The organism is Candidatus Hydrogenedentota bacterium (genome assembly GCA_013359265.1).
GTDB lineage: Bacteria > Hydrogenedentota > Hydrogenedentia > Hydrogenedentales > SLHB01 > JABWCD01.
In genome coordinates this window covers 112,805-134,253 of the sequence record JABWCD010000001.1, presented here as the reverse complement: position 1 = coordinate 134,253, position 21,449 = coordinate 112,805, and the positions used below count along the sequence as shown (strand labels likewise).

17 protein-coding genes are annotated in these 21,449 nt (G+C 59.2%); 3 read left to right on the top strand and 14 right to left on the bottom strand.

The features are described from left to right. Nucleotides 1-19 precede the first annotated feature (19 nt). Complete coding sequence (locus tag HUU46_00510; GenBank protein ID NUM52101.1) at nt 20-205, top strand: hypothetical protein; 186 nt, start codon at nt 20-22, stop codon at nt 203-205. Between the two features lie 6 nt (nt 206-211). Here the strand turns inward: HUU46_00510 and HUU46_00505 are convergent, their stop codons facing one another. The 8 genes from HUU46_00505 to HUU46_00470 form a co-directional block, all read right to left on the bottom strand. Beyond that, nucleotides 212-1,423: a Gfo/Idh/MocA family oxidoreductase gene (locus HUU46_00505; GenBank protein ID NUM52100.1), complete on the bottom strand. Its 1,212-nt coding sequence runs from the start codon at nt 1,421-1,423 to the stop codon at nt 212-214. 33 nt (nt 1,424-1,456) lie between these two features. Beyond that, nucleotides 1,457-1,864, bottom strand: a complete 408-nt coding sequence (locus HUU46_00500; protein ID NUM52099.1) for a type II toxin-antitoxin system VapC family toxin — start codon at nt 1,862-1,864, stop codon at nt 1,457-1,459. Next, the gene (locus HUU46_00495) at nt 1,861-2,112 is read right to left on the bottom strand and encodes an AbrB/MazE/SpoVT family DNA-binding domain-containing protein (protein ID NUM52098.1); all 252 of its coding nucleotides are present in this window, start codon (nt 2,110-2,112) and stop codon (nt 1,861-1,863) included. The genes HUU46_00500 and HUU46_00495 overlap by 4 nt, the downstream gene beginning before the upstream one ends. Before the next feature lie 50 nt (nt 2,113-2,162). After that, nucleotides 2,163-3,410 carry an aminotransferase class V-fold PLP-dependent enzyme gene (locus HUU46_00490; GenBank protein NUM52097.1) on the bottom strand — a complete coding sequence of 416 codons (1,248 nt, stop codon included), beginning with the start codon at nt 3,408-3,410 and terminating at the stop codon, nt 2,163-2,165. 363 nt (nt 3,411-3,773) lie between these two features. Continuing rightward, the gene (locus tag HUU46_00485; GenBank protein NUM52096.1) at nt 3,774-4,598 is read right to left on the bottom strand and encodes a polysaccharide deacetylase family protein; all 825 of its coding nucleotides are present in this window, start codon (nt 4,596-4,598) and stop codon (nt 3,774-3,776) included. After that, nucleotides 4,595-5,650 (bottom strand): isochorismatase family protein, encoded by a 1,056-nt coding sequence (locus tag HUU46_00480; protein ID NUM52095.1) that lies wholly within the window; start codon nt 5,648-5,650, stop codon nt 4,595-4,597. Before HUU46_00480 ends, HUU46_00485 begins: the two co-directional genes overlap by 4 nt. A 12-nt stretch (nt 5,651-5,662) precedes the next feature. Next, nucleotides 5,663-8,722 carry a c-type cytochrome gene (locus tag HUU46_00475; protein NUM52094.1) on the bottom strand — a complete coding sequence of 1,020 codons (3,060 nt, stop codon included), beginning with the start codon at nt 8,720-8,722 and terminating at the stop codon, nt 5,663-5,665. Between the two features lie 101 nt (nt 8,723-8,823). Continuing rightward, nucleotides 8,824-9,312: an 8-oxo-dGTP diphosphatase gene (locus HUU46_00470; GenBank protein NUM52093.1), complete on the bottom strand. Its 489-nt coding sequence runs from the start codon at nt 9,310-9,312 to the stop codon at nt 8,824-8,826. Nucleotides 9,313-9,379: 67 nt separating this feature from the next. Here HUU46_00470 and HUU46_00465 point away from each other — a divergent pair, with 67 nt between their 5' ends. Continuing rightward, entirely contained in the window at nt 9,380-10,378 is a 999-nt protein-coding gene (locus HUU46_00465; protein NUM52092.1) for an aldo/keto reductase, read from the top strand. 36 nt (nt 10,379-10,414) lie between these two features. Here the strand turns inward: HUU46_00465 and HUU46_00460 are convergent, their stop codons facing one another. The 3 genes from HUU46_00460 to HUU46_00450 form a co-directional block, all read right to left on the bottom strand. Continuing rightward, nucleotides 10,415-11,407: an aldo/keto reductase gene (locus tag HUU46_00460; GenBank protein NUM52091.1), complete on the bottom strand. Its 993-nt coding sequence runs from the start codon at nt 11,405-11,407 to the stop codon at nt 10,415-10,417. Nucleotides 11,408-11,694: 287 nt separating this feature from the next. Continuing rightward, complete coding sequence (locus HUU46_00455) at nt 11,695-12,978, bottom strand: DUF1501 domain-containing protein (protein ID NUM52090.1); 1,284 nt, start codon at nt 12,976-12,978, stop codon at nt 11,695-11,697. A gap of 33 nt (nt 12,979-13,011) precedes the next feature. Next, a complete protein-coding gene (locus tag HUU46_00450; GenBank protein NUM52089.1) occupies nt 13,012-14,607 on the bottom strand; it encodes a DUF1800 domain-containing protein in 1,596 nt (531 codons plus the stop codon). A gap of 439 nt (nt 14,608-15,046) precedes the next feature. Here HUU46_00450 and HUU46_00445 point away from each other — a divergent pair, with 439 nt between their 5' ends. Further along, nucleotides 15,047-16,180, top strand: coding sequence for a lactonase family protein (locus HUU46_00445; GenBank protein ID NUM52088.1), 1,134 nt, complete (start codon nt 15,047-15,049; stop codon nt 16,178-16,180). A gap of 31 nt (nt 16,181-16,211) precedes the next feature. On the opposite strand, the gene HUU46_00440 is transcribed toward HUU46_00445, so the two are convergent. The 3 genes from HUU46_00440 to HUU46_00430 form a co-directional block, all read right to left on the bottom strand. Continuing rightward, on the bottom strand, nt 16,212-16,616 hold the full coding sequence (locus HUU46_00440; GenBank protein ID NUM52087.1) for a Dabb family protein: 405 nt from the start codon (nt 16,614-16,616) through the stop codon (nt 16,212-16,214). Nucleotides 16,617-16,689: 73 nt separating this feature from the next. After that, a complete protein-coding gene (locus tag HUU46_00435) occupies nt 16,690-19,893 on the bottom strand; it encodes an efflux RND transporter permease subunit (protein ID NUM52086.1) in 3,204 nt (1,067 codons plus the stop codon). Beyond that, complete coding sequence (locus tag HUU46_00430) at nt 19,890-21,215, bottom strand: hypothetical protein (GenBank protein ID NUM52085.1); 1,326 nt, start codon at nt 21,213-21,215, stop codon at nt 19,890-19,892. Before HUU46_00430 ends, HUU46_00435 begins: the two co-directional genes overlap by 4 nt. Nucleotides 21,216-21,449: the final 234 nt, after the last annotated feature.

The window sequence follows — 21,449 nt, the reverse complement described above, 5'->3', positions numbered from 1 at the left end:
CGAGGGGAGGAGGATTCCGATGCGCGTGCAAACCTTTGTGGGAAAGGTTTCGATGGAGTCGCTGCAGCAGATGGAGGAACACATCAACGAGTGGCTCGCGGAGCACAACGTCGAGCCGAAGCACATCAAGCAATCCTTCGGATATGAGCGCGGCCACCAGTCCGCCGTGCAGGAACCGGTTATCGTGGTGACCGTCTGGTACTAGGCGACGTTATGACCACCGCGCGACGGCGTTTTCCCGGAGCGCCTTGTTCGCAAGGTGGGCCGCGTTCGCGGCACTGACGCCCGCCTCGACGGGTGCGTTGGGCGCCTTGCGCGAACGGATGCACTCGAGCCAATTGCCGAGGTGTAGCAGCTCGCCGTCGGGTTGATCGTAGAAGTCCTGTCCGCGCGCACCTGTCCCCACAACTTTTTCCTTATACTCGATCTTCCGGTCGTATTCGGGGTGGATTTCGTAACGGCCACGATCGCAGTAGAGCGTCGCTTCAGAACCCATGTATTCCATCATCGCCGCGTTGCGCGCGTTGTAGAACGTGCCTTCGTAGTAGACCTGCACTTCGGGGTCGTTGTACTGCATGAGCGTCTGGACCGTGTCCGGCGTTTCCCATTGGTCCTTTCGGTTGAACCAGTTTCCGATGCTGGTGGCGACGTCGGGGTGGTCCAAATCGAGGAACCAATGCGCGACGTCGATGAAGTGGACCATGAGGTCCGTGAATACGCCGCCGCCAAAATCCCAGAAGAAGCGCCAGTTGCGCATCTTGTACGGATCGAAGGGCTGGTCCTTCGCGTTGCCAAGAAAAGCTTTCCAGTCGACGGTGTTTTCGGGGATGCTTGGAATGACCTTCTTGGTTGGCCCGGAGTTTCGGTTCCACGTGAGGTGGACCTTTCTTATCGTGCCCAATTGGCCGGACTTGATGATCTCGCGGGCTTCGGCGAGGTGGGGCATGCTGCGCTGTTGCATGCCGACTTGTACAATGCGGCCGGTTTTGTTCTTAGCGTCAGTGACCGACTGGCCTTCGGCGATATCGTGCGTGAGCGGCTTCTCAACGTATACGTCCTTTCCGGCCTCACACGCGTCGATGGTGATCGGCACGTGAAGATGGTCGGGCGTAACGACGAGGACCGCGTCCACGTCCTTATTGGCGAGCAGATCTTGATAATTACGCGTTGCCTGCGCGTTGGGCTCCGCGAATGTCTTGCCGCGCTCGAGGTTGACGTCCCACGTGTCGCACACGGCGATGACTTTAACGCCGGGCATGTTCGTCAGGCGCTCCATCAACTGGCCGCAACGGCCGCCCGTGCCGATAAGACCGATATGGATGGTTTCATTCGCGGGCAGTCCCGCGGCCGAGGCGCGGTAGCCGCCGATCAATGCGCCGGTTGCCGTAACGCTTACGGTCTTAAGAAACTCGCGTCGTTTCAGCGGAGTATGCACAAATGCAGCCCTCCATCGGGTTCACATGAATGGATTGAGAACTCTTACACCGGCCCTCTGAAAATCGCCCACGTTTCTTGTCACGACAACAAGATTGTGGGTGAGTGCTGTCGCCGCAATCATACTGTCCAGGGCCGGCAGCCGCTTTCCTTTTTGGTTCATTTCTACCACAAGGCGCGCCCACCGCTCGCCTATTGTGCGATCCCACGGTAAGCACTTGACCGCACGCACAACAGTTTCAAACCAGGACTCGAGCGCAATACGTTTGCGTCCGTGCGGCAGGGACAAAACTCCGAGTCGAATCTCCCCAAGTATTATGGGATCGATAACGAGTGCCTGCTCGTGGCTGCGAAGCCACGCAACAACCCTCGGGTCTGGCGATTGGCGCATGGTCTCACTTAAGACGTTTGCGTCCACAAGGTAGTTCATTTGAGGCGGGCGTTCCAAATGTCTTCCGTGGTCTCCGATCGATCCAGTGAAACAAACCAATCCTTTACAGGGCATGCGAGCAACAGATCGACCAACCCCTCATTGCGGCGTCGCGCTTTACGCTTCAGCTTGTATTCCCCTTTTCCTATTCGTTCGATTTCGAATTGCTGACCGGGCTCGATGCCATCCATCTTGCGAAGTTTCGCTGGAAGAACAATCTGACCTTTACTTGAGATGGAAGTATTCATGAGAAGTAAGATAACATCTTACCTTCCGGATATCAAGCGACTTGTAGAGGTCACGCTCGATGCTCTCCCGCTACTTTTCGCACGATATTCGCGGCGAGTTCGCAATGTTCGGGCGTGTACTTCTCGCAGAACGTAGACCAGCGGATGAAGCTCTTCATGAAGTCGCGAGCGGTGGGGCAGGCGTCCGCAGAGAAGGTATGGGCGCGCGACGCGGGCGGGTTCGAGTATGGGTACGCGTTGCCGCGGGCCATTCGTTGCAGACACGTCATTGACGCGGGCAACAGATAGTACTCGGCCATGCCCGCGCCAGGGATGCCCGCGTCGGAGAGTCGCGCGCCAAATTCTTCCGTCGAACATTTGAAGGCCTTGGGATCGATTGTGAACCCGATCATCCAACATGAGAATACAGTCTGGTATTCGGGTATCGGCAATGGCGTGATGCCGGGGATTTCGGCAAATAGCTTGTAGAGGAGCCGCGCCATCTTGTCGCGCTGGGCTACCTGATCGCGGACAATATCGAGCTGCGCGAGGCAAACGGCGGCCGTGCATTGCGGCATGCGATACGAGTAACCGATTTCGGAATGCGTGCGGCCGAAATGCGGGACCATGTCCGAGGCGCGGTTGTGGCCCATATAGCGCGCTCGCTCGTGTAGCTTTTCGTCGTTTGTCACGATGCAGCCGCCCTGATCCGCGCCCATCGTCTTCTCCGCGTCGAAAGAAAAGCCCGCTGCATCGCCGAGGGTTCCGGCGAAGCGGCCTTTGTACTGCCCGAAGGTCGCCTGGCAACAATCTTCGAATACCAAAAGGTTGTTTTTCTTCGCGAGTTCGTTGATAGGGTCCATATCGTTGATGAGGCCGGTGAAATGGACGCAGAGGATCGCGCGTGTGCGTTCCGTGATGAGCGGCGCGATGGTGTCCGCCGAGAAATTGACGGTGCCAGGCGCGGCGTCCGCGAACACGGGGATGACGTGTTGTGCGAGCAGCCCCTGAATGGTGCCGTAGTCCGAGATCGGGCTGACGATGACTTCGTCGCCGGGCTTGAAATCGCACGCGAGCGCGAGGACATGGAGTGCCGGGGTGCAGCCGGGCGTGGCGATGCAGTACTTCACGCCGAGCGCTTCGGCGAAGGCGCGTTCGAAGCGGCCCATCATGTCGATGGTGAGGCCGGAGTCGATGACCTCCTGCACGTACTTCGCCGCGTTCGGGCCCATGGTGCGCGGAAAAGGATTGGGCAACGGGCCGGTTTGGCCGAGCATGGTGGCGGCGATGTGTAGGGCGAGCGAATTCTCAACCATCATGCACCTCGATTCGCGTTGATAGTCCTTCCCGCCTCGACGGGGACGGGACGATCATCTGGCGATTAATGCAACTGGCGACAAACGTGACAACCCTTCAGCCCCCCAATGTGGAAAGCTGTCATTCCGTATACGGGCGAAATCGCCCGAACTTGACACCATGCCGCACCTTTGCGAACTGAAGTGCGAATCCTACAGTATGCTAGTCGCTGGCAAAGTGCCGTACAACATGCTGGCCACTGGTCCAAGAATCTCGATTTGAAATCTCGAAATGGAGGAACCACGGGCGTACAGGCACGTAGTATTGGTCGCACGCTTGCCTGCATTATCACTTCTTATTCGTAGTCGAGACGCCTTTTTGATCCTTCACGACTTCTTGGATTGTTCGACGAGCCAGTCGACAACGTCATTGGGGTCGGCAAGCCAGACGTCTTCGCCGCCGATTTCTTTGACTTTTTGAAAGCGCTGCTCGAGTTCCTGCGTGGTGCAGTCTTTCGCGGGGTGGATGGGTTTGCCGGGCATGGGGCAGTGGCAGTAATCAACAATCCATCCGCCGAGATCGATGGCTTGGTGGATGCGTTTGTAGGGGTCGAATTCGGAGAAGAACGGCGCGGGATACTGCGTGTGAAGCGGGACACGGCCGAGGCCCATAGGGTCGGAATCGTGCACGTTCACGCGGTCGTAGATTGTGAGGATCGCTTTATAACCTGCTTGCGCAGCGACTTTCATCGCGGGGGGGTGGCCGTCGTTTGTGCCGGGGACCGTGAAGATGGTAATAGGTTGGTCGATCGCGTCTTCGAGCACTTTTCTAGCTTCGACAACTTCCACCTGCGCGTTTTCGTTGGTGACGCCGCAGTGCGTCATCGAGTGGCAGGAGAAGCCCCAGCCTTCTTTCGCGAGCCCGGCGATTTCTTCTTTGCTCAAGATCATCATGCCATGGTAACTGCTGCCGGGGACATTGCGCGGGATGCCAATTTGCGAAGAGACAAGAGCGACGTGGCCGGGGATGCCGTATTTCCGGTGAAGTGGTACGGCGTGGTTCAGGAGTTCCTGCGGACCTTCGTCGTATGTGATCGAATAGACCCAGCGCTTGCCATCTTTCCACGCTGGAGCTTCCGCACCGGCTTTCGTCATTAGAATTGGCGCCACGAGCGCGGCGCCGCCAAGTTCCAAGAAGTGTCTGCGGTTCATTTCTTTTTCCCCGTGTATCTTATCCAGGAGATTTGCGTAACGAGTTGATTCAAGGCCGCGTAGGAAAGCGATGCGTTCGTTGCGTACGCCGGCGTGGAGTTCGAGGGAAAAGTCGCGAGCGTAGCGTCGCCGACCAGGAAGACATTAAAGTCCTTGGAAAGATTCTCGTAGCCCGCGCAGGTGGACTTGTAACACATATCGGTACAGTAGCCAGTGAGCAGGATATGGCGGACACCGTTCTTCTTCAGGAACTCCTTCATAACGTCGTAGCCTTCCTTGTCGTAAATCATGACGTCGTTGGGGTCGACTTCGATGCTCGAAACGACCGGGATGGGCAGGTCCCAAAACCCTTCACCGTTGTAGTGGTCGCCGGAATCGAGACCAGGGAAAGCTTTGAAGTAGTCGACGACGGGCGATTGCTTGCCCAAGGTCAGGGTCTGCGGAAGTGGACCGGCATTGTAGTTGAAACTGTTCAGTTTTTCCGTCAATTCCTTCTTGCCCTGCTCCATCTGTTTCCGGGTCGGCTTGGCACGGACGGAGCGATAGAGCTTGCGGCGGATAGCGTCTTCGTTGCCGGGTTGGCTGTATAAGACGAATTTCACCTTGTTCCTGTATTCCTTGAGAAATGGGTTGAGCACATCGACGATGTGTTTGTGCGAGAGGTCGTTCTTAATCGGAGTACAGAAATCGGCAACGCCCGCGGGTTCCGGCGTGCGCCAGCCCTGGCCATCGTCAATACCCCATGGATGCACAACGACGATGGCAGTCTGATCGCCGCGGAGTTTGTTGGGCATTTCGATGATGCCGCGCGCGTTGTACGAGAAGCGCCACGCGCGGACGTCGAGCGTAGCTTTTTCGTCGTTTACCAGAATGGGCGCTTCGTAGCGCATGACTTCGTGCACCGGCTGGACCCAATCTGGATGATCGGCGAGGATGGGTTGTGGATTGGAAATAGGCGCGAGCGTGTTTTCGTACGTGTAGCTCGCGGCTGGTTCCTCGGCTGCAAACACCACGGCGCTGCACAGCGCCAACGCGCAGATTGTTCTTTGCATGCGGTCATTTCCTCACGGTTTGGGAAGCGGTTCCTGGCTCTGCAAATAGGCGAACAGATCACGCAAGTCGTCGCCGGATATCGGTGTCACCAGGTTCTCCGGCATCAGGGAAATGCCTGCTTCACGCAGGTCGGCGATGTCGTTTGTCGCGACGGTTGTCCTGATTTCGTTCGCATTGACCAGCGTCACGCTGCCTGGGGTGCGTTCGGCGATGATGCCGTTGAATAACCCGAAGTCCTTGGTTTCCAGCACGTATTGCGTGTATTCCTTGCGGACAGTCAGGTTGGGATCGACGAGACTGACGAGCATGTACTCGCGATCCATGCGGTTGGCCTGCGTAAGGTCCGGGCCGACTTTGAACCCTTCGCCGAAGAATTGGTGGCATTTCGCGCAGTTCTGTTCGAACACCACTTTGCCTTTTGCGGGGGTGCCCGGACCTGCGTTCAGTTCGTTGTTCAATCGCCGCACTTCGGCGAGTTTTTCTTCCGGCGTGCCGGATCGGATCGTTCCCCATGTCTTTTCGATGAGCGCGCGCAACTCGGCGTCATCATGGTTCGCCATGACGCGGACCTGATCGATTGGCACTTCAGCCGGCGCAATGACGCCTTGATTCACGGCGTCCGCCAATGTCTTGCACCACGGTGCGCGCGTGGCGAGCACGTCGCGCACTTTTCCTTTCATCGCGTCGTCGAAGGACGGGTACAGCCGGATCAATTCGGCGCCGATGGAATCGCCGGAAACGTGGCGCAACGCAGTCAGTGCCGCCTGCTTTGTTGTCTCGTTGGTGTTGCTCGCCAGCACCCGCAGCAAGACCGGCGCGCTATCCGAATTGCCAAATTCGCCGAGCAGCGTGATACCCAGCACTTGCGCATCGCTTGCCGCCGAATTCCCCGCGAGGGCGAGGGCGTGCGCGTACGCCTCCTTGTCTTCAAGGCGCATGGCAATACGCAGCAGGATCGGGTTGTCCCTATTCTGTTTCTCCCGCCAACGCGACACCAGCAGTACACGCAGTCGCTCGTTCACCGGCGTGACCGTATGCGCAGCCGGCGCGTCGCCCATGGAATGTTGCGCGTACGCTGCGAACAGCGGGCCGGGCGCCTCTGCGGGCGCAGGACGTTGCCGATCCTTGATTCCCGCATCCAGCGCCGTCAATACGGCTTCCTCATTGCCCCATTTGCTCGCGATTCCAACGAGTTGGGCGCATGCGCCGTCGCATTCCTCGTAGCCTTCCGAAGCGTATCGCCGAATCAGGCTGGGAAGGAGCGTCGCCCTAATCCAGGCGGAATCGGTATCGGGCCACGAGCCGAGCGTTTTCATGATTGACTTGGTATCGGCGACTGCATGGCGTTCGACTGCCCACCACATCAACAACGGCAAATGGGGATCGTTCGCTACGTCGTTATTGCTGGCCATGCTCCAGACAATGGCGAGACCCGCTTCCGAAGACAACCGCTTCGCGGTGCACGCGAGTTGGCTGCGCACGGTCACGTCGGTTTCGGTGTCGGCGAGCGAAGCGAGCATCGATGCTGACTGCGATGAAATGGTGTCCGCATCCCCTAAGTACCGAACGGCCCATTTCCGGACCGGCGCAAGACGATGATGCAGGAGTTGTTGCGAGTACGTTTCGTCAATACCGCCGCTGACGTACAGTGCGAAGAGGCTGTTCATCGTCGTGCGCGGATCGCCGTTTCGCTCAATCTGATTTCGCAGGCGTGCGTACGACGATTTGTCTTTTCGTTGCGCAAGATGAACGAGCGCCCGGCGCACGTACCACTTGTTTGGATTCTCGAGTGCATCGACGAGCTTCTTCGTGGATTGATCGCGGAGGTCGAAACGTTTGCCCGGCCGCATGCCTTCGGTTACAACGCGATAGATGCGGCCGTTCGAGCGGTCCCATTCGGCGTCGGGATCGGGATGCGCGGTGCGTTTGTCACACCAGTCAGCGATGTAAATTGCTCCGTCGGGACCAAGCGTGAGATCGCTTGGGGCGAACCACGTGTCGTTGCTGTTGAGGAATTGGCCCATAGTGTGGGTCTCGAACGTCGAACCAGTGCGCTTCAACTCGCTGACATACGCGTCGTGCGTGAGCAGATTCCCGAAGACGTACTTGCCTTGGAATTCGGCGGGGTATGCGTCCGCTTCGTAGATGGTGCCGCCAACGGCGACATGGCCGCCCTGCGGGTTGTGGTTCGTCATGTGTTCGAAATAGCCGTAGGTGTACGGATTGTGCAGGGCGCCGTGTTTGCCGAATTGCTTCCAGTAGTACGCGCCTTGTACGCCGTGCAGTGCGATGTACGGGCCAAAGTTGGTGCTCGAGAAAAGATTTCCCTCCCAATCAAAGTCAAGGCCCCACATGTTTCCGCCGCCTTCGCAGAATAATTCGAATTTGTGCGTGACTGGATGATAACGCCAGATGCCTTGCTGGAATTCGATCCCGTTGATGCGCGCCGTGACGGTGCTGCCTTGATTGCCGTAGAGCCAACCGTCGGGGCCCCACGTGAGCGAGTTCGCTACGGAGTGGGCGTCTTCCATGCCGAAGCCGGTAACAAGCACCTCGGGATCGCCGTCGGGAACGTCGTCGCGGTCCGTATCGGGGTAGAAAAGAAGATAGGGCACTTGAATGACAAACACGCCGCCGTAACCGAACGCGAATCCGGTGCAGAGATTGAGGCCTTCGAGAAAACTCTTCGATGAATCCACGCGGCCGTCGCCGTCGGTGTCTTCGAGAATGGTGATGACGTCGTCGCCACGCGGGCCGTGGGGCGGAGGTTCGGGCATGCGGTCGTATTCGGTGCGGGAGTAGCGGTCGACTTTGACGCGCTTGAGTCCTTCAGGATTCGGATATTGCATGTATTGCACGACCCAGAGGCGGCCGCGGTCGTCGAATTCCATGGCGACGGGCTGGCGCACCAAGGGTTCGCAGGCGACGAGTTCGGCGCGGAAGCCGGGCATGAGGGACATTTTCGACGGGGCGTCTTCGGGTGCGTAGCCCTGGGCGTAGACGCAAAGCGCGGCGGCGCACGTGGCGGCAAAAAAGCGCAACGCGCTGAAGAAATTGGATCGACGCAGCATCCCACGATTATTCGTGAGAATCCCTCGAAGATTCAATGCGCTGCCGGCCAAATCGGCATCCCCCGCCGCCGCAGTGCAAATCGTCGCACAAACGAACGAGGTTAGAGTGTCGAATAGGTCCAGCTCACGGGCTTGCCGTCGCGATAAGGCATGACGCCGTGGAACTGCCGCGGGTCGTTGGAAAAGACGAGGGGGAGGAAATGGCGGTCGCCTTCCCAGAGGGGCAATTCGAGAACGCGCGAGACGTCTACCCATTCCAACGTGCCCTCGTCGTTTTCATGAACCGGTTCGCCTTTGATTTCGTCGATGAGGAAAACGAAGCCGAACCAATCTTCGCCGCCTTTGCCAAAGCCCGGCCAACTCACTGTGCCGCGCAGGGCAAGATTTGTGCATTCGACGCCGGCTTCTTCGCGAATTTCTCGTTTGATGCAGGCGACGACGTCTTCGTCGTCGTGGACTTTTCCACCGAGACCGTTGTATTTGCCGAGGTGTTGATCGCCGCCGCGCTTATTGCGGTGAACGAGCAGCACGCGGTTGCGGTCCGGCGACATGACGTAGCCGAGAGTTGCTAGAATGGGTGTGTAAGGCATAACGCCACAATACCACAATGCATTCGTCGTGCCGCGCTATCCGCGCCACGAATCGTTAGGAGTCGCTATGTCATTTAACGCGGACCGTTATGAGCGCATGCAGTACCGCCGGTGCGGGAAGTCAGGGTTGATGTTGCCGCTGATATCGCTGGGGATGTGGCACAACTTCGGCGGGAAGGCCGATCATCAGACGTGTGTCGAAATTATGAAGGCCGCGTTCGATATTGGGATCAATCATTTCGATCTCGCGAACAACTACGGACCCCCGAAAGGATCGGCGGAAGAGCGGGTCGGCAAGATTCTTCGCGAAGAGTTTGGGGCGCATCGCGACGAATTGATCGTATCGTCCAAGGCGGGGTATCGGATGTGGGACGGTCCGTATGGGGAATGGGGCAGCAAGAAGTATCTGGTGGCGAGTCTCGATCAGTCACTGAAGAGATTGGGCCTCGACTATGTCGACATTTTTTATCACCACCGCCCCGATCCCGAGACACCGATTGAGGAGACGCTGGGCGCGTTGGATCTTATCGTGAGGCAAGGCAAGGCGCTGTATGCAGGCGTGAGCAATTATCGCGGCGCGGATTTCGTGCGCGCGGTAAAAACAACGAAGCAGCATGATTGGGCGCCGGTCACACTGCATCAACCGGTGTACAACATGACGAACCGGTGGATCGAAAGGGACTTGCTGAAATACACCGACTCGCACGGCACGGGCGTGATTGTGTTTAGTCCGCTGGCGCAAGGGCTGTTGACGGCGAAATATCTCGATCCGGCGGCGCCCATCCCCGCCGAATCGCGGGCGGCGGACCCGGACGGCTTCTTGCGCGAAGACCAGGTGACGCCACAGCTTGTGGAGAAGGTGCGCGTGCTGGCCAAGAAGGCCGAGGTGCGCGGGCAGTCGATGGCGCAGTATGCGCTGGCGTGGACGCTGCGCGACCCGCGCGTGACGAGCGCGATTATCGGCGCGAGAAGCGTTCAGCAGGTGATCGATTGCGCAAGAGCGATTGAAAACCTGCACTTCAACAATCAGGAGCAGGCCGAGATCGATCGGTTGTTTCCGCGATGACGTGAGGACGGCCCGGCGCCGGAATCACCCACCCGGTCAGCGGTAAATCGCCGGCGGCGCCGGCTTGTTTTGCAGCACCTTTTCAATCTTTTCCATGACGGCATGGGTCAGTTTGGGGACGACCTTCAGCGCCTTCATGTTTTCGTGGACTTGCTCCGGGCGCGTTGCGCCGGTGATTACAGTGCTGACGTGAGGATTCTTCAGGCACCACGCGAGGGCGAGTTGGGCCATAGTGCACTTTAGCGACTTGGCGATGGGTTCGAGCCCGGCCACTTTCGCAATGCGTTGTTTCCCTTCTTCGGACTCGAACTCTTTCCGTAGCCATTCGTAGCCTTTCAGCGATACGCGCGATCCTTTCGGAATCCCTTTCGCGTACTTGCCGGTGAGCATGCCGCTGGCGAGCGGACTCCACGTCGTGAGGCCAAGTCCGATCTCGTCGTAGAGATTCACGTATTCTTTTTCGACCCAGTCGCGCTTGAGCATGTTGTACTCGGGCTGCTCGACTGTCGGGGGAATGAGGCGCTCGCGCCGCGCGATGTGGCAGGCGTTGATCAGTTGTTCCGCGGTCCACCAACTTGTGCCCCAGTAAAGCGCCTTGCCCTGATTGATGAGATAGGTCATCGCGCGCACCGTCTCCTCGATGGGCGTGCGACAGTCAGGCCGGTGGCAGAACAGCATGTCGACATAATCGAGCTGCAACCGCGCGAGGCTTGCCTCCGTGCCTTCGATGAGACGCTTCCGAGAGACGCCGACCTGATTCGGGCCTTTGCCCGCCCAGAAGATTTTGGTGGAGACAACGATTTCGGACCGCTTCCAGCCCATGCGTTTGAGCACGTTGCCCATGACGGTCTCGGAGCGGCCTTGCGCGTAGGCTTCGGCGTTGTCGAAGAAGTTCACGCCGGATTCCCATGCCGCCTTCATGCAGTCTTCGGCAGCGGATTCGACGACCTGATCCCCAAAGGTCACCCACGATCCAAAAGAAAGCTCCGAAACTTCGAGTCCGGATGCGCCAACGTTACGGTAGTTCATGTTGCGGTGCCTTTCTGCTATTCCTGGTGAGCGGGAATCCTAATCGTATTCGTCCGCGCATTCGAGTTCCTCGTAGGGAAAACGACGCAAGGGACGAAAAGGACCGAAACGACACAGACTGTGACTTGCGCGCCAAGCGCATTTATCGGACATTCGATTGCGACTGTACTGACGAAAACAGGAGAGGGTGGTTCGCATTTGGGGGAGCAAGAAAATTCAGCATGGGGACCGAATTTCCGCTTTCGGCCCCCGGCGAACACGAGGAGGTCTGAATCCCCCGTTTGGGGTTAAGCCGCTGTCACTCCGCGGAAGACGGGCGTGTAGTCGGGAAAGACTTCCGTGAGGTTCGAGTTGCCAAGCCGGTATTGCACGATTTCAGCCAGAATATCGCGGTAATCGATGGTGATATTGAGGTCCTGTCCCTGGAAGAGTTCGTCGTCCTTTAGTCCCGGCCAATCGGCAAGGACGCGCCCGCCGTCGATGTTGTTGCCGAGGAGCATCATCAGGCCGCCGAATCCGTGGTCCGTGCCGGCCGTGCCATTTTCCCAACAGATGCGCCCGAACTCCGACATCACGACGACGACGTAGTTCTTCGAGGAATCGCCTTTCATGTCCGCGTGGAAGGCAGCCAACGTATCCGCGAGCTCCTGCATGAGATCGGCCATGTAACCCTGGCGCGGTTGCTGTTCGGCGTGCGTGTCCCAGCCTCCGACGTCCGCGGCGATAGCCTCGACGCCGATGCCCGACTTGATGAGCGCGGCGGTGGACTTCATCGAATAGCCGAACCACGAGTCGGGATAGACCGCATCATTCGCGGGGGCGTAATTATCGAAGTCGATCGCCTGGAGCATGTTGAAGGTTGTGATCGTGTTCTCCGCGGTGATCTGCAATTCGGTGGGGCCTTCCGCGTACATGGCGCCGAGCGCGGCCATGCGTTCGTCCACCGTTGCCCAGTAGCCCTCGATACCAAAATCGGAGAGGTTTGGAATCGGAAGCGCGAGCGGGCTTCCGGCCAGCGAGCGTTGCAGTGCCGAACTGATGCCGACGGCGCGCAGGATCGCGTTGGGGTCTGCGGGCGCCGAGGTCATCAGGTGCCTTCCGAGCCACCCGGTGAACAGCGAGGGATCGAGCGGCTTGCCGATTTCCATGACGTACTCGGCCTGGAAGTGCGAGCGCGATTCGTCTTTGCTGCCGGTCGCGTGAACGAACAATAGATCGCCTTGGTTGTATGCCGTCTTCAGGCTCTTCATCGGCTTCGGGATGCCGAAGAAACCGTCGAGATCGGTGCAGGCGTCCGGGCTGCCGCTGTCCGGACGCGGAATATTAAGCGTCGGGCGAAGGCGGTAGTAATCGTTATCGCCGTGTGGGCAACATAGCGTCAGTCCGTCCGCGCCACCGCGCAGAAAGACGGTGATGACAACGTCGCGGCTGCTCGGCGTTCCCGCGTAGGCGACGCGCGGCAACCACATTGGGGCGCCGACGGCGGCCGCGCTCGCGGCGCTGACGCCAATAAACTGCCTGCGCGACAGATGGTGGTATTCGTTGCATCCGCGATGTGTACAACCCTGCATCGTCCAAACTCCTCTAACGCGCTGCCGCGCGTATTAGTACCACTGGAAATTGGAGGAGGAAACGGCAAGCCCGAGCGTTTCCCTGCGCCGCCACTCGGAATCGAAGTCTTCGGAGACGTATGCCTCGAGGATTTCCTTGTCGCTGTTGGTCATCTTCCCGCCAAAGAACGTCGTCTTGAGGCGGTTCATGAACTTTTTCACGTCCATGTCGCCCTCGAAGGCCTTCAGATTGAAGAGGGGATTGTAGTTCTGGCTGTAGATGTACGAGCCGTACCGCCAGCGCGGCAGCAGGCCTCCCGCCCAGAAGTCGAGCGTATCGGGGTACCCGTTGGGCGGGGCCCATTGGTACGGTTCGTGGCCCATCAGCGACAGCGTGTAGCGGATGCCCCAGAAATCGGAGATGGTCGAGGGCACCATGCGGAGCGTCGACATCACAAGATGGTAAGGGCGTTTCAGTTTCGGCAGCGATTGCGCGAGCCACTCCTGACTCAATGCGACCTTCGCCATCTTCTTGATGTCGCCGCCGCTGCTCACATAGGTGTCGGCGATGCTGTCCACGAGCGCCTGCGGCGGGTTGTAACCCCACAGCCAATTCGCGAGTTTGCGACCAATGAACTGGCCCGTGATGGGCGCGTAGTTAGGATCCGCCGTCAAAATGTCAAGGACAATCTCCGCGTCCTCTACGCCCCCTTTCTTGGGAATCTCGCGACCGAGGACCTTTTTCTTCCCTCTGTCGTGCGCCCACCCGTAAAACTTGAACGTGCCCCAGTTGGCGGCTTCGTACTCCCAGACGAACGAGTACCCGGTGAAACAGCGGGCAACTTCCTCGACGTCCTTCTGCGTGTAGTTACCGACGCCAAGCGTATGGAGTTCCATCAGTTCGCGCGCGTAGTTCTGGTTCGGCGCTTCCTTCGAACTGGGATCGTTGTCGAGATAGATGAGCATCGCGGGACTGTGCGCGGAGGCCCACAGCATGTCGGGAAACTTGCCGAGCGCGTGCTTGCGGACCACTTCGCGGGTGTCCGTCGGCAGCACGTAATACATGTAGTCTTTTTCGATATAGATGTTGAAGTGGTCGCGCCAGAACTCGACCATGCGCTCGTAAAGTTGGCGCTTGCTGTACGCGGAACGCACGATCGTCGAGTTAATGGCCTCATAGAAGACTTCGTAGTTGCCCTCGTTCGCGGCATCCGCGAGTTGCTTGGCGCTCCAGTTTAAACTTTGAAAATCGGAGAGCCGATCGTTCAGATCGCCGTCGTCGATCTGGTTGTAGTCGAGTTGGTAATCGAGGTACTCGTCGTAACCCATCTGTTTGGCGAGTTTGAGGTCGTCGGCGCTCGCGCCGTAGGTGCAGCGGTCGACGAGTCGGCGCAAGAGGGGATCGTAGCTCTTGTCGCCACTCTTGTACTGATCGGAGATTTCATCTTCCACCGTCTTCTCGGCGAACGCGGGAATCGACATCGCCGCGCCGAGGAGCGCGGATGGAACCCCTCTTCCAAAGAGAATGTCGCGTCGCGAGGGTCGCGCGGGTGGGGACGGTGCGACCAGTTCGTCAGGTGGCGTATCGGAGGTGGTGAAGGGTTGAAAGAATTCGCTTACTTTCCGCTGGATCGTGGCCTGGATTCCCATGCTCTCACTCCCGTTGGCACATGTGTGTCTCTCGTTGCTCGCGAAGTGGAAAGCACGCAATCGGCGTGCGCGCACAAGCCTGAACTCGGCCCTAAACCGTTCCCCTGGCGCGCGGCTGAGACCACGCGGCGACTGTACCCCGGAGCACAGACCGCCTTCCCCAGCAGCCTACAGCGCGAGAACTATACCATACATTTTGGGATTTGTCACGGGGTATGCAGGCATAAGGCTATCAAAATAAATAGAAAATCGATTAAAACATGATTTACGAGATTGAGCCTGAAGTCGCCTTGGGCTGTGCTGGGACTTGCGCCTGTTTCGTAACTATGAACCCCGGAACGAATTGGGTTATCGTCACGCGCGGTACCGAACCGGCGTCAGCACCGCGTTTGCGGGCTTGGCCGTGTGCAATTCCTGGTCAAACGAGAAGGAGCGAATCATGCGTTTCACAGGCGCCTTGCTTGCCGCGGCGTTCTACGTTTCGGCATTGATAAACCCCGCGGCACGGGCAGACCCGCAACGCGTCTATATCGGTACCTACACGAGCGGCACAAGCGACGGCATCTACGTCCTCGATTTCGATTCAAGCGCCGGTGCGGCCGACAATCTGCGCCTTGCTGCGAAGACCGAGAACCCGTCCTTTCTTGCGAAGCATCCCACGCTTCCCGTGATCTACGCCGTAGGGGAGATGGTTAAGGAACCGGATGGTCCCGGCGGTACGGTCAGCGCCTTTCGCATCGAAGTCTCCGGTGCGTTGACGCTGATCAACCGCGCGTCGTCGGTCGGCGATGGCCCTTGCCACGTGGCCGTCGCGCCTTCGGGCAAGCATGTGGCCGTGGCGAATTATGGCGGCGGCAGCACCGCGCTGCTCCCCATTGACGACACGGGCGCGTTGGGCAGGGCGTCGGCATTCGTCCAGCATGAAGGCAGCAGCGTGAACCCGCAGCGCCAGGAGGGACCGCACGCCCATTCCGTTACCTTCGACCCGAGCGGGAAATACCTCGTCGTTGCCGATCTCGGACTGGATAAGTTGTTGGTCTATCGCTATGACGCGGAGAAAGGCGCGCTGGCGCCAAACGAGAGGCCTGCTGCGCTGAAGCCCGGTGCGGGTCCGCGCCACACGAAATTCCATCCCACATTGCCGTATCTCTACGTCGTGAACGAACTCGATAGCACGGTTACCACGTTCGCCTTCGACGCTGCTTCAGGCGCGGCGAAGCAAATTCAAAACGTTGGAACGCTCCCGGGCGATTTCGCGGAGGCCAGCACCACCGCGGAAATCCGCGTCCACCCATCGGGGGCGTTCGTATACGCCTCGAACCGCGGGCACGACAGCATCTCCGTGTTCACCGTGGAGAGCGCAAGCGGAACGTTGAGCTTGAAGGGACATACGCCAACGGCAGGCAGCACGCCGCGCAATTTCAACCTCGACCCCAGCGGCAAGTACCTCATCGCCGCCAATCAGAAGAGCGATACTATCGTCACGTTTTCGATCGATCAAAAAACTGGCGCACTCTCACCGCTCGGAGAGCCGATAGTCGTTCCCATGCCGGTCTGCGTGCTCTTTCTATAGAATTTCGCTGCGACGTGACGTGCCAGGTGTGCTACGGCACGAAGTCTACAACCAGAGCCTGGTCCAGGTACGGTCCGGCCAACTTGACGAACTCGTCGTGCACCGGGTGCGTGAGGTAGGTGTCGCGGCCCGCTGCGTCGGCGAAGGTGACTATGAAGCAATGGGTGAAGCCCTGCTGGAGCCCCTCGGTGCTGATATCCTTGCCGGATTCGATGCTGCGCACGGTTTCGATGCCGTTCTTCAGATTGTGGAAGGCCGTGCGGACCTTCTCGATGTCGGCGTCGCTCGTGCCCGCCTTGAACTTGAACAACACGACATGTCGCAGGACGCCCGCGTTCTTGGCTTCCTCGTCTTCGACGTGAATGTTTCCCTTGACCGAGATGCAACTCGATAGTAGGAGGACGAGAAGTGCAGACATCGAGGCGATTCGATTCATGGCAGATACCCCCAATACGGTTATGGCATTCAGTGTACATGCGTCCTGTGCAAATTCTCGAAGTTTACTTCCGTCACGCAAGATCCGGCGCGCCGTGTGGCGCCGGGGCGCCGACCGGGGGTCTCCGGCGGTCGCGGGCGGGTTCGACGTCTTCGGGCTCGGGCCATTGTTTGTGTAGGGCCCGATGGGCCAGCCGGCGCGCGTCGTTCGTGATGGCGAGCAGGCTGGGCGTGAAAAGCAGCGTTACGAAGGTTGCAAAGGCCGACCCGGCGGCGATGGAAATGCCCATGGGAATCACGATCTGCGCCTGCAAGTCACGCTCCCATACGAGCGGGCCGAGGCCGATAAACGTCGTGACGGAAGTAAGGAAGATCGCGCGGAAGCGTCGTACGCCCGCCTGGGCCAGCGCGTCATAGACGGGCGTGCCGCCCGCAATGAGTTCGTTGACGCACTCGATAAGGACGATCGAGTCGTTCACGACGATACCTGCGAGCGCGATCAGTCCGAATAGGCTGAGAAACGTGAGTGGGATTCCCATCGCAAGATGGCCGAGCACCGCGCCGACCATCGCGAACGGGATGATGAGCATGATGACAACCGGTTGGACGTACGATCGGAATATCGTCGCGAGAATGACGAAGATGCCGAGCGCCGCGATCGCGAATCCGCGCTGAATGCCCGCAAGCGTTTCGCGGTTGCTTTCTTCAACGCCTTCGACGGTCCATGTCAGGTTGCCGTATTGCGCGCAGAGGCTGTCAAGGTAGTTGGCGCCGAGGTCGGTCACGATTTCGCTGGGGTTCGCCTTGTTGAAGTCCGCGCTCGCGTAAACGGCAATGCGGCGCAGCCCGTTGCTGCCTTTGATACTCGATACGCCGGGCGCGGCGGCAATTTCCGCGACGGACATGAGCGGCACGTCGAACCCTTGGGGCGTGCGAACGCGGACGCGCTCCAATTCCGCGAGGGTCTGGCGTTCGTCTTCGGGGTAGCGGATGCGGACGCGCACGTCGTCGCGCCCGCGTTGGAACCGTTGCGCCTCTTCTCCGTAGTAGCCGGTGTAGAGATGGCGCGCAACCTGATCGAGCGTGAGTCCGAGCGCATGCGCTTCGGGTTTCAGGCGCACCTGGATTTCCGTGCGGCCCGCGCGGAAATCATCGGCAATCTGGTAGACGCCGTCATAGGTTGCGAGTTTTGCCTTGAGTTCGTTTGCGGCGTTGCGGAGAGCGTTTAGGTCCTTGCCTTGCAGCCAAATTTCGATCGGGGGGCCACCCATGCCGATGGTGTCCTCGTGAAACGATTGCTGCACCGCGCCGGGTATCGCGCCGACTTCCTTCTGCCATGCGGCTGCGAGGTCTTGCGAGTGTACGCCGCGCGCACTTGAGTGCAACATTTCGACGGCGATGAAACCGAAATTGGGCTGGAACGAGTTGACGCGCGTGAAGATATTGCGGAGTAGCGGCTCGCCGCTTTCGGTTTTCGTGCGTTCGGCAACGCGCTCGAATGCCCGCCGCGTTTGCTCGACGGCGTCGCGCGTGACTTCGCCCGGAGTGCCGGGAGGGAATTCGACGAACGCATCCAGCGAGTTGCCGTCAACCGGCGGCCAGAATATCACGCGAACGAAACCGCCCGCGACGATGCCGCCCGTCACGAGCAGAACGCTGATAGCGCAGCACAACGTCACGTAGCGATGCCGGATGGCTGTCCGCACTGCGGGCTGGTACATGTGCCGGGCAAACCACTCGAGCCCGCGGGGGAACGCCGCGTGAAACGCGATGAACCGTTGTTGCCATCGCGGGCGCGGTTTTTCCGGCAGGTTCGGGTCCGGCAGGTGATTCAGATGCGTGGGCAGCAGGAACAAGCTCTCAATGGTCGAAACAATCATCGTCGAGATTACGACGATAGGCATGACCGCCACGATCTGGCCCATGATTCCTGGGATGAACGCGAGCGGGATGAAGGCGGTGATCATCGTCATCACCGCGGCGAAGACCGGCGCGCCGACTTCGCTCACGCCCGCGACGGCGGCCTCGAGGGGTCCATCGCCGCGTTGGCGATGCGCAAAGATTGCTTCGCCAAGGACAATCGCATCGTCAACAACGATTCCAAGCACGACGATGAATGCTATGAGCGAAATTTGGTTTATCGTTTCGCCGATCATCCACAGGATGCACAGTGCGCCCGCAAACGACACGGGGATTCCCATCGCTATCCAGAAACTGAGGCGCGTGTTCAAGAAAAGCCATAGGACCAAAACGACGAGAATCAAACCCGAGACGGCGTCTTCCGAGAGTAATGCGATTTGGCCGGTCACGAATTCGGTGTCGTCGAAGCACGGCGTGATGTTAAGGCCGGCCGGCAGTTCCTTTTGCTTGTTCGCGGCGTATTCGCGTGTGAGTTCGGCCTGCGCGAGCGAATCTTCGCCTTTCGCCTTGAGGACTGCGACGTGCACACATGGGTGATCGTTGAAGTTCGAATACGACGGGTTCTCGGTAAACGTGTCGCGAATGTCCGCAACGTCGCCAAGCGTGATAATGTCGCCGCTGGGCGAGGACTTAATGACGACCGCGGCGAAGTCGCGGCCGTTGTACTTGCGGCCGATGGTGCGTATTCGGATTTCCTCGCCCTCGGTGCGAATAGTGCCCGCAGGTAGGTTCAGGCTGCCGCGATAAACGGCCTCGGTCACGTTGTCGAGGGTGAGGCCGTATTCCCATAGCCTCTCCTTCGAAACTTCGATGTTGATTTCGTATCGCCGCGCGCCGTAGACCTCGACTCGCGAAATGTGCGGAAGGCGCTGCAAGTCATCGCGCACCGTCTCGGCCCATTCCTTTAGTTGGCGTTCCGGCAGACTCCCCCACAAGGCCAGATGAATCGTTTCATCCTCGTCGCGCACTTCATAGATTTGCGGTTTCTCGGCGCGCGCGGGAAACGTCGAGATCGAATCGACGGCGTTGCGCACGGAGTCCTTCAGTTTTTCGATGTCGTAGCCTTGTTCGGCCCAAACTTCGACGGACGCAAACCCTTCCCAAGCGGTCGTGTTGTAGTCCTTGACGCCTTCGAGGCCATCGATGGCCGCCTCGATTCGGTGACAAATGCCTTCCTCGACTTCCTCGGGGTCGGCGCCGGGGAAGGGGACTTCGATCGCAATGAGGCCGAGTTCGAACTCCGGCATGCTCTCGCGAACCATCGTAAACGCGGCGATGGTCCCCACCACGAGGATGATGACCATGACAACGTTCGCGAAGACGTTGTTCGCGACGATGGATCGAATGATGTCTTTCATGGCCGTTGCGCGGATTCACCGGATTGAATTGCCAGCAGGGAATTCTCCAGTGGGTTGACTAGCCGCGTGGTAATTACGAGTTGGCCGGGACTTAGGCCACCCGATACGAATACCGAGTTCTTGTCCAGCCGTGCGACCTCAACGGGGACCGTCTTCAAGCGGTTGTCTACCGCCGCGTATATGGTGTTTTCGAAACTGCTGAGCGCGTGCGCCGGGATTTCATATACCTGCTGCATGGTCTTGCCCGGAATCTCGACCTGGCAGAACATGCCCTCGACGAGGGGCAATCCCTCGGCGCCGGCCTTTGCGTCGGCGCCGGATACGCGCACGACGACGGTCAACATGCGCGTTTGGTCGTCGTAGGACTCGACACGCTCGACGCGCCCCTTCCAACAGTGCACGTCTGGCCGCTCCGTCCACCTGACCAAACAATCCACCCGATCGAGATTCGAGAACCACGCGCCGCCTGGGGCCGAATCCGTGCCATCGAACCGCAACCACTGACGCGCGTCGGCGCTCTTGAGCGGCACGCTTAGCTCGAGCAGCGAGTCGTCGGCGATCGTCACAACCGCCACGCCTGCCTGCGCCACCTGGTCTTTCTTTAGGGAGACATCGGTCACGCGCGCGTCGAATGGCGCCTCCACACGGGTCCTTTTAAGGTCGAGTTCGGCGACGGCGAATTGCGCTTTGGCCGATTCGAGCATGCTTTCCGTCTCGCCGATGCGGAGCGGGAACAGCGCGAGGTCGTGCTCAAGTTGGTCGGTTTGGTCCTTGGCCGTGACGTAATTGCGTTCAGCTTCGTCAACGTTGGTTTGCGTTCCAACCTCGTCGGTCATGAGTTCCTTCAGGCGCTCGAATTGCGCCTTCGCCAGGTCGCGGGAGCGAACCATCGCGGCCACACGCGCCTTTTCGTTCTCCCATTCTTTTTTCAACCGAGCCAGCGTGCCTTCGAGTTGCGCTACGTGCGCGCGGGCTTCGTCGGACCGCGCGACATAGGGGTCGCGCTCAATGACGAAAAGCGCTTCTCCCTTCGGGACTATGCCACCGACGAGCAGGTTGGGATGGATTTCGGTAACACGGCCCGAGACCTCAGGGCCAATCTTGACAACGTTGAGGGCCTTGGCTTCGCCCCAGCCCGTGATGGTGACGGGCACATCCTTCGGCTGCACGGCAACGGCTTCCACCTGGATTGGCTTTTCGCGGTCAGTGGGCGCGGCCTCGGCGGGTGGCTTGCGCAGGAGAATGAGCGCAAGGAGCGAGACAATCCCGAGTGCCAAGATTGTCGTCCCGACAGCGAACGGTAGAAAAGCTTTTCGGCGCACGACGTGTGTGACCTCCCCGACACGAGATACTTGATCCCGACTCATCCAGACGCTGATCGGTTTGCTGCCATGCACGGGCAACAAATATGCCAAGCCGCGCAAATCTCACAAGCATATATAAACCAATGCGTTATGCCCGGCGGGCGAAGCGCGGCCGTCAAAAGGTGTTGGCCTACCCCACCGTACTCTGGTCTGTTGGATGAAAAAGTGGCGGCAATCGTTTATTCGAGGCGG

Bases quoted from the DNA above. Each gene is read 5' to 3' on its own strand.
- HUU46_00510 (NUM52101.1), top strand. From the start codon at position 20: ATGCGCGTGCAAACCTTTGTGGGAAAGGTTTCGATGGAGTCGCTGCAG.
- HUU46_00500 (NUM52099.1), bottom strand. From the start codon at position 1,864: ATGAACTACCTTGTGGACGCAAACGTCTTAAGTGAGACCATGCGCCAA.
- HUU46_00495 (NUM52098.1), bottom strand. From the start codon at position 2,112: ATGAATACTTCCATCTCAAGTAAAGGTCAGATTGTTCTTCCAGCGAAA.
- HUU46_00490 (NUM52097.1), bottom strand. From the start codon at position 3,410: ATGATGGTTGAGAATTCGCTCGCCCTACACATCGCCGCCACCATGCTC.
- HUU46_00485 (NUM52096.1), bottom strand. From the start codon at position 4,598: ATGAACCGCAGACACTTCTTGGAACTTGGCGGCGCCGCGCTCGTGGCG.
- HUU46_00480 (NUM52095.1), bottom strand. From the start codon at position 5,650: ATGCAAAGAACAATCTGCGCGTTGGCGCTGTGCAGCGCCGTGGTGTTT.
- HUU46_00475 (NUM52094.1), bottom strand. From the start codon at position 8,722: ATGCTGCGTCGATCCAATTTCTTCAGCGCGTTGCGCTTTTTTGCCGCC.
- HUU46_00470 (NUM52093.1), bottom strand. From the start codon at position 9,312: ATGCCTTACACACCCATTCTAGCAACTCTCGGCTACGTCATGTCGCCG.
- HUU46_00465 (NUM52092.1), top strand. From the start codon at position 9,380: ATGTCATTTAACGCGGACCGTTATGAGCGCATGCAGTACCGCCGGTGC.
- HUU46_00460 (NUM52091.1), bottom strand. From the start codon at position 11,407: ATGAACTACCGTAACGTTGGCGCATCCGGACTCGAAGTTTCGGAGCTT.
- HUU46_00455 (NUM52090.1), bottom strand. From the start codon at position 12,978: ATGCAGGGTTGTACACATCGCGGATGCAACGAATACCACCATCTGTCG.
- HUU46_00450 (NUM52089.1), bottom strand. From the start codon at position 14,607: ATGGGAATCCAGGCCACGATCCAGCGGAAAGTAAGCGAATTCTTTCAA.
- HUU46_00445 (NUM52088.1), top strand. From the start codon at position 15,047: ATGCGTTTCACAGGCGCCTTGCTTGCCGCGGCGTTCTACGTTTCGGCA.
- HUU46_00440 (NUM52087.1), bottom strand. From the start codon at position 16,616: ATGAATCGAATCGCCTCGATGTCTGCACTTCTCGTCCTCCTACTATCG.
- HUU46_00435 (NUM52086.1), bottom strand. From the start codon at position 19,893: ATGAAAGACATCATTCGATCCATCGTCGCGAACAACGTCTTCGCGAAC.